Below are 9,896 nucleotides of genomic sequence, written 5' to 3'. Positions count from 1 at the left end.
AGGAGCCCGGCGGCGAACGGGCCGAGTCCGAAGAGCCGTCCCAAGGCCACGGCCGCCGCGGGGAGCAAGAACGGCACCACCACCTCCCGGCGCATCCATGGGAGTACGGCGGGGAAGCCCATCCCCCCCAGCACCACCGCAGCCGCCCACACCCACCGGTCTCCCCACCGGGCGTAGGGCGTGAGATCTGATCGGGGCTCGATGCGACCGGCGACCCATCCCTGCGTCACCTGCGGGAGCTGCGCTTGGAGGCGACCCGTGCGCTCGATGATCCCGGAGATCCCGATGCTGGCAGCCCGCACCACGTCCCGCCCCAATTCCACCGCCCGCACCACCGCGAACCCCAGGTGCTGCACAGGCCCCGCGGATTCCCCGAACCACCCTTCCTCCGAGGAGTGGATGAGGTAACGGGCCCCGCCCACGACGAGGGCCCGGGCAGAGGCGGGATACACGATCTCGTAGCACAGCAGTACTCCCGCGGGTCCCCCGGGCGCGGGGACAGGACGGTACCCCGGACCGGGATCCGCCCACCATTCCCCAAGGGGCACAAGCCGTGCCTTGTCGTGCCGACCCACCAGCTCTCCCCGCTCCACCATCACGGCCGAATTGCGGCGGCCGTCGATCTCCCCGGTAGCCAGCAGCGCCACGCCTTCGGGGACCGCGGCCCGGATGAGGGGATCCAGCCGCCCTTGCTGGAGGAGGGGAGCCGGCCAATAGTGCTCGGGCCACACCACGAGCCTGGCCCCGGACCGCGCCGCCTCCCGGGTGAGGGAAAGGAGGGTCTGCTGGGTTTGAGGCGCGTAGTCGGGATCCAGCTTGCGCTGTTGCACCAAGTTGGGCTGCACAGCGGCCACCTGCATCCGCGGCCGCGCCGCGACCTCCAGATGCTCGAGCCTCCAGCTCCCCCACCCCCACCCCAGGGCTACCAGGAGGAGGGGCAGGATTCCGGAGGGTTTGCGGAGTACGAGGAGCGCGATCCCCGCATTGGCCGCCACCACCGCGGCGGAAACAAGGTACACCCCGCCCAGGGACGCGAGCTGCAGGACCGGCAGATTCGTCCACTGGGAGTACCCCACCAGTCCCCACGGGAACGACGCGGTTCCCAGGCTGCGCAGCCACTCTACCACCACCCAGGCGAGGAGCGTTCCCACTAGCCAGCAACCCTCTCCCCCTCCAGAGGTCGCAGCACTCGCGAGGACTCCGAACAGGGCGGAGTATCCCGCACTGAACACCGCCACCACCACGTAGGCGGCAAACCCCAGGCTCACGAGCCAGGTGAGCAGCACCCCGTAGAAGGCGAGCCCGAAGGCAAAGCCGACGGCTGCCGCGGGCACCGGACGTAGCCCCCGCAGGGCCAGGAACAAGGGTACGAGCGCGCCCCACGCGAGGGGCCACCAGCCTGGGTGCGGGAAGCTCAGGGCAAGGAGCATGCCGGAAAGGAGGGCGGCCACGTACGCCAGGCGCGAAGGGCCTGCCGTGGTCGGCTCCTCCGGCCAGGAGCGTCTACGGGAGTACGGAAGCACTCGACCGGCTTCAGGTTCCCAACGGCTCCGCTGTACGTGTGCTCGCACCGAGCAGAGTGTAACACGTCCACCCGCTCTGGTGCCGAGCCTCAACCCGGCACCATGGGATGGTTGGCCTGCTCAGCCTCGCTTCGGCATTTCGTTCACGGCCGGACTGTGTTCGGCTTCCCCTCCTCCGGTGATCCTCCTCAGTCCACCAGCGCCACAGACACCTTCACCGGGTTGCGGAGGATGTCCAGCACCAGGGTGTTCGGAGGGCCACTCCGCACTGGCCGCCAAGCGCAGCAGTTCGTCCTGTGTGGTCCCCAAAGCCCTGCAGGCCGCAAGCCTCTGCCTTCCCTCGGTCAGTGTGCCCGTCTTGTCCAGGACGAAGGTTTCCCAGGCGTCCCAGCAGCTGGAGGGCTTCCCCGGAACGCGTGAGGATCCCGCGTCCTGCCGCTTCGGCTGAGGCGCGCACGATGGCAAGCGGGGTCGCCATCCCCAGCGCGCACGGGTAGCCCATGACCAGGGCGGTCAGGGCCGCAAAGGCCGCCCGGACCCATTCCGGTCTGCCCACGGCCAGCACGGCACCCGCCGTCCACACAAGAACTCCCGCCGCGCTCGCCGCGAACACCGCGGGCACGAACCAGAGGAGGACTCGGTCCACCAGGCGCAGGATCCCCGGCTTGAGGGCGCGCGCCTCCGCCACGTGCCGCGCCACGGACGCGAGAAAGCTGCCGGGGGCTGCGCGGGTCACCCGCACCACAAGGCTGCCGAGCGTGTTCAGGGACCCGCCGATCAGCTCGTCCCCGGGCAGCTTGTCCACGGGGAGGGGCTCTCCCGTGAGCAGGCTTTCGTCCACCGCGGAACTGCCCTCCACCACCACCCCGTCCGCGGGAACCCGTTCGCCGGGCCGCACGTGCACCAGGTCACCGGGTTGCAGCGCCTCTGCGGGGACTTCTTCCTCGGAACCGTCCGGGCGGTCCGGGGGGCGAGGCTCAGCAGCCGCCGCACGGACTGCGACGCCCGCACGTGCACCAACACCGAGAGGTACCTGCCCACCACGTGGAAGGCCAACACGAACACCGCAGCTCCGAAGAACTCCCCCGCGGGAAAGGCGGGGAAGAACAATCCCGCAACTCCTCCCGCGATCCCTGCCAGGACCGCCACGGCCGCCAGCACGTCCTGGTTGAGGATCCCCCGGCGCAGAGACTCCCAGGCGTCGCGGAGCACCCAGCGGGCGGGGCCCGACGCTGCGAACACGGCAAGCCTCCCCATGGCCAGGGCCCGCACCCGGCTCGGCCCCCACAGGGCGGTGGCCAGCATGAGCGGGGACGAAACGCCCAGCAGCCCCGCGGCCACCCGTGCAAGACGCCGCGCGCGCTCTAGCTCCCGTTCTTCTCTTCCTCTGCCAGCCGGGCCGCCTCATCCGGGGCACGCACGGCAAACCCGAGGGCCTCCAGCGTCGCGGTGATGGCGGGCGGCTCGACCCGCGCGGGATCGTACTCCACCAGGGCTTCCTCGTGGGCGATGGACACGTGCACGGACCGCACGCCTGGGAGTTTCAACACCGCCCTGCGGATCGTCTCCACGCACAGGGAGCAGTGCATCCCGCCCACCCTGAGGTGCATCTTCCCCGAGCCCGTCGCCACCGCACGCACCTCCATCGGGAACAATGAAGCTTCCAGTCCGCTGGAAGGTCAAGGTTGGAATCGGGGTGGTACAGGAGGCTGCAAATTCTGCCACAAAGGCAACCGTGCTCGTCAGACCTCACGGCGTCAGGATGGGCTCATCCGTCCCTGCGTCCGGGCTCCCCGTGGCCCTCGCCACGGATGCGTCGGAAGGTGAACCCGCGGGGAGCACCAGGGTGAACCGGGCCCCGCCCTCCGGACGGTTGGAGGCCGCCACCCGGCCTCCGTGGGCCAGGACGATGTGCTTCGTAATGGCAAGGCCCAGCCCCGCCCCGCCCGATTCCCGCGTACGGGAAGGTTCTGCCCGGTAGAACCGCTCAAAGATGCGGGGAAGATGTTCCGGAGGAATGCCCGGTCCTGTATCCTCCACCACGAAGGTCACCTCTCCCGGTCGGCTCTCCGTGCGCAACCAGACGCTTCCCCCTTCGGGCGTAAACTTCAGGGCGTTGTCCACGAGGTTACCCAGGGCCTGCAGCATGCGCTCCCGATCCGCTACTAGCCACAGATCCTCCCCCTCCACCAGAAGGCGGATCCGCTTCCGGCCCGCGGCTGGGCCGAACCGCTCCGCCACCTCCTCCAGGAGCTCACGCGTTCGCAGGGGCTCCTTGCGCAGCCGTGCCGCTCCGGATTCCAGTACGGAGAGCTCCAGCAGCTCCTCCGCGAGCTGGCTCAGCCGATCCACCTCCTGCACCATCTGCGCCAAAAATCGCCGCGCCAGACCAGGATCCTCCAGCCCCCCGTCCTGCAATGCCTCCGCCATGGCCCGCAGCGACGCGAGGGGCGTGCGCAGCTCGTGGGAGACGTTGGCCACGAAGTCCCGGCGGATGGCTTCCACGCGCCGGAGTTCGGTGAGATCCCGCAGGATCACCACCACGCCGTTTCCCGGCCCCAGAGGTGCTGCGGTCACCCGCACCGCCCTCCGGTCCGGGACCGTGAGCTCGATCTCCAAGGGGCGCACCGCCCCCTCCTCCGCACACCGGCGCAGGAGGGCATCTACCTCATGCCTCCGGAACACCGCCATAGGAGAGGTGCCGCGGGAGTGCTCGAACCGGAATCCCAACAGCTGCTCCGCGGGTCGGTTGGCGAGCACGAGCCGCCGGCTCCGGTCAAACACCAGAACCCCTTCCTCCAGGGCATCCAGTACCCTCCGAAGCCGCTCGAACTCCCTCCAGGCCCGGGAGAGGGATTCGGAGAAGTGCCGGGCGGCGGCGTCCACCGCCGCGGCGAGCTCCTCCACGTCTCCGGTGCCGGGCTCCAGCGCCCCCGGTAGGGGCTGGAGGGACCGGAGGTACCGGGCCAGCCGCGTACACGCATCCCGCAGCCGCCGCTCCCGGGCCGCAGCGGCAAGGAGCCCTGCCCCGCCTCCAAGTCCCAAAAGGGCCAGGAGCCACGCGGGAATCCGGTCCGCCACCAGCGCCCACACCCCCGTCCCCACCAGGGCGCTACCCAGGAAAACAAAAAGAACCCGCACGGCTCCCCTCAAACCTCCAGCCGGTACCCCACGCCCCGTACCGCCACGAGCTGCACCGTAGATCCCGCTTCCCGCAGCTTGCGCCGCAGCCAGGAGACGTGTACATCCACGGTGCGCTCGTCTCCCACGTAGTCGTAGCCCCACACCCGCTCGATGATCCGGTCCCGCGGGAGGGTGGTCCCCGCGTTCCGCATCAAAAGCGCCAGCAGTTCAAACTCCTTGGGCGCTAGGACGAGCACCTTCTCTCCGCACCGGATCTCGTGCCGTCGGGGATCCAGCACCAGGTCTCCTACCTGCACCGGCTCTGTGGAGATCCGGCGGTAGCGGCGCAGGGCGGCCCGCACCCGCGCCAGCAGTTCCCGCATGGAGAAGGGCTTCGGGATGTAGTCGTCCGCGCCGAGATCCAGCCCCACCACGCGGTCCGCCTCGTCCGTGCGGGCCGTGAGCAGCAGGATGGGGATGTCCCGCTCCCGCCGGAGCAGGCGGCACACTTCAAACCCGCTCATCTCCGGCAGCATCACGTCCAGGATGATGAGATCCACAGGCTCCTGAAGGGCCCGCTCAAGTGCCGAAGCCCCGTCGTACGCCTCCACAACCCGGTACCCCTCCCGCTCCAGGGCGAGTCGGAGGGCTTCCACGAGCGGCCGCTCGTCGTCCACCACTAGGATCCGAGCAGGCTCGGAATCCGTGTACGGCTGCATCCCTATCGGAAGCCTACTCCTTTGCCTCCGACCCGTCCAGGAACTCCCGGATGCGCCGCCGGAGCTCCTCCCGAACCCGCCGGAAGGCCGCAAGCACCTCCTCCTCCGTCCCCCCCGCCGCCGTGGGATCCGGAATGGACCAGTGGAGGGTGCGGGCTCCGGGAAAGACCGGACAAGCCTCCCGCGCCTGGTCGCACACGGTGATCACCCAGTCGAAGCGCTGGCCGACGAACCCTTCCACGGACTTGCTGGCGTGGTGAGAGATTTCGATCCCCACCTCCGCCATGGCGCGTACTGCGTAAGGATGCACCCCCCGAGGCTCCGTGCCCGCGCTTCTCGCTTCCACCCGCTCCCCCCCCAGATGCCGCAGGAGCCCCTCCGCCATCTGAGATCGGGCGGAGTTCCCGGTGCACAAAAACAGGACCCGCACCTTACCCGAACCGGCCCGTGATGTAGTCCTCCGTACGGGCATCCCGGGGACGGGTGAACACCTCCTCCGTGGGTCCGAACTCCACCAGCTCTCCGTCCAGCAAGAACGCGGTGAAGTCCGAAACCCGGGCCGCCTGCTGCATGTTGTGGGTCACGATGACGATGGTGTAGTTCCGCTTGAGGTCCTCCATGAGGTCCTCGATGCGGGCCGTGGAGATGGGATCGAGAGCCGAGCAGGGCTCGTCCATGAGCAGTACTTCGGGCTCCACCGCGAGCGCCCTCGCGATGCACAGCCGTTGCTGCTGGCCTCCTGAGAGCTCCAGCCCGCTCTTACGGTGCAGGTCGTCCTTCACCTCGTCCCATAGAGCCGCCAGGCGCAACGCCCGCTCCACCCGCTCGTCTAGCTCCCGGCGGCTGAGCCGGCGGTGCAGCCGCAGGCCGAAAGCCACGTTCTCGTAGATGGACTTGGGGAAAGGGTTGGGCTTCTGGAACACCATGCCGATGCGGACCCGTACCTCCACGGGATCCACCCCAGGTGCATAGACGTCCCGCCCCCGGAAGAGCACCTGGCCCTCCACCCGGGCGCCCGGGATGAGGTCGTTCATACGGTTAAGGCAACGGATGAGGGTACTCTTGCCGCAACCGGAAGGACCGATGACGGCGGTGATCCGCTGCGCGGGGACGTCTAGGCTCACACCCCGCAGCACTGCGCTCTCGCCATACCACACTCGAAGGTCTCGAATTTGCAGGACAGGTTCTGTAATCGTCACTGCCCGTTGAGAGATCTCGGGTCGGGTGTCCAGGATCCGTTGCATGGCTCCTCCTAAAAAACCATAAAAACCATTTACCACCGGATGGTGGCTCGGTTACGCAACCAGATGGCAGTGCCGTTCAGGAACAGCAACACCCCCAGCAGTAACAGAATCCCTGCAGCGGCCACCCGGTGGAACTCCGGGTTAGGGAGGGAGACATAGTTGAAGATCTGGATGGGAAGTACCGTGAAGTAGTCCCAGATGCCGCGCGGGAGAAACGGTACGTACTGGAGGGCTCCCAGCATGATGAGAGGAGCGGTCTCTCCCACAGCCCGGGACAGACTCAGGATGATCCCCGTGAAGATCCCGGGGGCCGCGTAGGGGAGCACGTGGTGGCGTACCACCTGCCACCGGGTGGCACCCAGGGCATAGGCCGCCTCCCTGACGGAGAAGGGCACGGCCCGGATGGCCTCCCGGGAGGCCAGGATCACGAGAGGCAGCACTAGAAGGGCAAGGGTGAATGCCCCCGCGAGAATGCTCTTCCCCATGCGCATCCACTCTACGAACATCCCGAGCCCCAACAGCCCGTACAGGACCGAGGGGACGGCGGCCAGATTGGCGATGTTGAGCTCCAGGGCCCTGGTAATGGGCGAAGGCCGCGCGTACTCCTCCAGGTACACCGCAGCCAACACTCCCAGCGGAAAGGCCACAAGGCTCATGATCCCTGCTACGTAGAGGGTCCCTACTAAGGCACTCGCGTAGCCTGCCTGAGAGGGAAAGCGCGAAGGGAAATTGGTGAACAGCTCCGACCGCAGATAGGGCGCTCCGTCTCGCGTGACGTCCACCAACAGGATTCCCAGAAACATCAACCCCAGCAAGGTAGCCACCTGACAGGCAGCCACGAACATCCGGGCAGTTCGTTGCCGGCCTATCCGGCGTCTCTGCCATGCAGAATCCGCAGCGAGCACGCTCATAGGTACCGTTCCCGAAATCGCTGGACCACCCGGAGACTGGCCAGATTCATGAGAAACGTGAGGGCGAACAGGAGCATGCCCACGGCAAAGAGGGTACGGTACTCCACAGAGCCATAGGGGGTGTCCCCCAGACTCACCTGTACGATGAAAGCGGTGATGGTCTCCACGGTCTCGAGGGGATTCACAGTCCAGTTGGGGGTCTGTCCGGCGGCCAAGGCCACGATCATCGTCTCCCCGATCGCTCGGGAAAGGGCCAACACGCAGGCCGCAGCGATCCCCGAGAGTGCTGCGGGGAACACCACACGCAGGGCCACCTCCATGGGGGTGGCCCCGAGGGCGTAGGCCCCGTGGCGGAGCTCAACGGGAACCGCACGCATTACATCCTCGCTGAGGGAGGAAACCAATGGCAGGATCATGATGCCCATTACGAGTCCTGCGCTCAACGCGTTCTGCCCGGCCATGGCTGGTCCGAAGATACGGTCCTGCAGCAGCGGAGTCACGAAGGTGAGGGCAAAGTACCCGTACACGATGGTGGGGACTCCGGCCAGGAGTTCCAGGACCGGCTTCACTCTCCGCCGGACGCCCTCAGGGGCGAACTCACTCAGGTAGATGGCAGCGAGCAGTCCAAGGGGGACCGCCACTCCGAGAGCGATGAGACTTGTGAGCACAGTCCCTGCAAAGAGCGGCAGTACGCCGAACCGCTTGGTGCTAAATAGCGGGCTCCAGGTGGTCTCGGTAAGGAACTCCTGCACAAGCCGCCAGGGATGGCCCACGAGGTCGGAACGGGCCTCCACGAACCGCTGGAGGTCTGGCCGACGCGCTACCAGGTGGGGGTCTCCGGCGTGTACGGGGAGCCGGAAGAACTCCAGGGTCTCGTAGGCGAGCACCGCAACGATGGCCACCGTAACCCCGACAGAGAGCCAAGCACACAGGGCCAAGCCCGTCCCGATGACCTGTTCCTGCAACCTCCGTCTGCCGCGTCCTTCCCGCATCTACCCCATACTGTCGGTCCATTTGTTAAATCCCGGTTAAGAACCAGCGAGGAAGCGATTGGGGAGCCATTGGGCACGGGGGAATGCCGGAGGTCGTCCCGAACAAGCAGACCCCTTGGCCGAGAAGAGACCCCGGTACCCCCTGAGCCTCGGCCAAGCTCAGGGGGTACCGGAGGGAGTACCGCTACCAGCTAGTGCTGAGATACGCTCCGTAGATGGTGTCTACGGTGTTACCCCCTATCTGCGCAGTGGTGGCGTGCAGCGTCAGGTTCACCCGTGGCGCGAGGGTCCACACCACACCCCCTTCCCACAGGCTCCAAGAGGGATTGCCCGCCACTTGGAAGGTACCGAATTCCCCCACTCCGTATACGGCAAGGCCGTCCATGAGACGAAGATCTAGCCGCGCACCCCCCGCGGAGAGGGAAGACGTGATGTAGAAGATGGGGTAGAAGTCGGGCGAGCGGAGGTTCCCGCGTATCCCCTTGCGGGGTAGGACATAGTCCCCGAAGTTCTTGTACCACAGGCTCAGGTGCGGGGAGAACGTTTGAATACCAGCTAGCTCGGCAAGGTTAACATCCGCTCGTACCATCCAGTAGCTGTCTTCCAAACCGGTCGTATCGTTCCGATAACGGGCGAACTCCGCGGCGAGCCTGAGTCCAGGTACTAGGGTCCCCGATAGGTCCACGCTCCAACCGAACCCGTCCTGATACTGACCGGCGAGCAAGCCCGCAGGGGCTCCTTGACGCATGTCGCTGCGCACGTTCCCTCCCACCGTCCAGCCGGGTAAGAGGGCAAACGAGATACGACCCCCCACCACCGTAGCAGGGGAGGTGATGTCGGGTTCTACCCACTGCGCAAAACCGAACAGGGTCAGCGGATCGATCCGCCAAGTAACATACGCCCCTGAGCGATGCACATTCCCGTTGGTACCGTCCAGTAGGAGCCCGATAGGCCCTAACGTCACCACATCCCGGCCAATCCGAATGCGGAGTCCTCTGAGGCCCAAAGGGTTGTCCATGGTGAGATAAGCCCGATCAAAGTCGATGGCTGCAGCGGATCCAACCGTGCTCGTGTACCGAGCTCTCAGGAACACGCTCACCCCAGGTCCTACAGAACCTGTGTACGTCAGGCGAAACCGGTTGCCGATGTCCAGCGCACCAAAAGTGTATGGCTCAGGGGGAGTGGGGGAGCCATAGTTCACAAAGAACCCGACGTTGAGAGGTGCCGGGAGGCCACCTACGGGTGTCCCCACACTGGGCGCGATGTAGTAGGAGTCGAACAGTCCACCGACTCGCGTGTTGTCTAGACGGGCCCGCAGGGCCTGCAACTCCTCCTCCAGCGCCGTCACCCGCACCCCCAACGCCTGCAACTCCGCCCGAAACTC

The 9,896-nt window shown here is 66.8% G+C and carries 9 protein-coding genes and 2 pseudogenes; all 11 read right to left on the bottom strand.

Annotated elements, in window-relative coordinates:
* Positions 1–114: 114 nt before the first annotated feature.
* Positions 115–351, bottom strand: a pseudogene (locus N0A24_12000) (sodium:proton antiporter).
* A pseudogene (gene lnt / locus N0A24_11995) lies at positions 270–1,430 on the bottom strand (apolipoprotein N-acyltransferase). The pseudogenes N0A24_12000 and lnt overlap by 82 nt, the downstream one beginning before the upstream one ends.
* Before the next feature lie 307 nt (positions 1,431–1,737).
* A complete protein-coding gene (locus N0A24_11990) occupies positions 1,738–2,931 on the bottom strand; it encodes an HAD-IC family P-type ATPase (GenBank protein MCS7174061.1) in 1,194 nt (397 codons plus the stop codon).
* The gene (locus N0A24_11985; GenBank protein ID MCS7174060.1) at positions 2,888–3,154 is read right to left on the bottom strand and encodes a heavy-metal-associated domain-containing protein; all 267 of its coding nucleotides are present in this window, start codon (positions 3,152–3,154) and stop codon (positions 2,888–2,890) included. The genes N0A24_11990 and N0A24_11985 overlap by 44 nt, the downstream gene beginning before the upstream one ends.
* Before the next feature lie 118 nt (positions 3,155–3,272).
* The gene (locus N0A24_11980) at positions 3,273–4,664 is read right to left on the bottom strand and encodes a cell wall metabolism sensor histidine kinase WalK (protein MCS7174059.1); all 1,392 of its coding nucleotides are present in this window, start codon (positions 4,662–4,664) and stop codon (positions 3,273–3,275) included.
* An 8-nt stretch (positions 4,665–4,672) separates the two neighbouring features.
* Positions 4,673–5,365, bottom strand: coding sequence for a response regulator transcription factor (locus N0A24_11975; GenBank protein MCS7174058.1), 693 nt, complete (start codon positions 5,363–5,365; stop codon positions 4,673–4,675).
* Between the two features lie 13 nt (positions 5,366–5,378).
* Complete coding sequence (locus N0A24_11970) at positions 5,379–5,837, bottom strand: arsenate reductase ArsC (protein MCS7174057.1); 459 nt, start codon at positions 5,835–5,837, stop codon at positions 5,379–5,381.
* Positions 5,797–6,609: a phosphate ABC transporter ATP-binding protein PstB gene (pstB, locus tag N0A24_11965; protein ID MCS7174056.1), complete on the bottom strand. Its 813-nt coding sequence runs from the start codon at positions 6,607–6,609 to the stop codon at positions 5,797–5,799. The genes N0A24_11970 and pstB overlap by 41 nt, the downstream gene beginning before the upstream one ends.
* A gap of 29 nt (positions 6,610–6,638) precedes the next feature.
* Positions 6,639–7,520 carry a phosphate ABC transporter permease PstA gene (gene pstA, locus N0A24_11960; protein MCS7174055.1) on the bottom strand — a complete coding sequence of 294 codons (882 nt, stop codon included), beginning with the start codon at positions 7,518–7,520 and terminating at the stop codon, positions 6,639–6,641.
* Positions 7,517–8,512, bottom strand: coding sequence for a phosphate ABC transporter permease subunit PstC (gene pstC / locus N0A24_11955; GenBank protein MCS7174054.1), 996 nt, complete (start codon positions 8,510–8,512; stop codon positions 7,517–7,519). Before pstC ends, pstA begins: the two co-directional genes overlap by 4 nt.
* Before the next feature lie 184 nt (positions 8,513–8,696).
* The coding region (locus N0A24_11950) for a hypothetical protein (GenBank protein ID MCS7174053.1) at positions 8,697–9,896 on the bottom strand (1,200 nt) is incomplete at its 5' end.

The organism is Armatimonadota bacterium (genome assembly GCA_025059775.1).
Lineage (GTDB): Bacteria > Sysuimicrobiota > Sysuimicrobiia > Sysuimicrobiales > Sysuimicrobiaceae > Sysuimicrobium.
The sequence above is the reverse complement of the archived record's forward strand: the minus strand, read 5'-3'. Positions and strand labels throughout refer to the sequence as shown.

Excerpts from the sequence above, each read along its gene's own strand:
- pstB (MCS7174056.1), bottom strand. The coding sequence starts at position 6,609 with ATGCAACGGATCCTGGACACCCGACCCGAGATCTCTCAACGGGCAGTG.
- N0A24_11975 (MCS7174058.1), bottom strand. The coding sequence starts at position 5,365 with ATGCAGCCGTACACGGATTCCGAGCCTGCTCGGATCCTAGTGGTGGAC.
- pstA (MCS7174055.1), bottom strand. The coding sequence starts at position 7,520 with ATGAGCGTGCTCGCTGCGGATTCTGCATGGCAGAGACGCCGGATAGGC.
- pstC (MCS7174054.1), bottom strand. The coding sequence starts at position 8,512 with ATGCGGGAAGGACGCGGCAGACGGAGGTTGCAGGAACAGGTCATCGGG.
- N0A24_11970 (MCS7174057.1), bottom strand. The coding sequence starts at position 5,837 with ATGCCCGTACGGAGGACTACATCACGGGCCGGTTCGGGTAAGGTGCGG.
- N0A24_11990 (MCS7174061.1), bottom strand. The coding sequence starts at position 2,931 with ATGAGGCGGCCCGGCTGGCAGAGGAAGAGAAGAACGGGAGCTAGAGCG.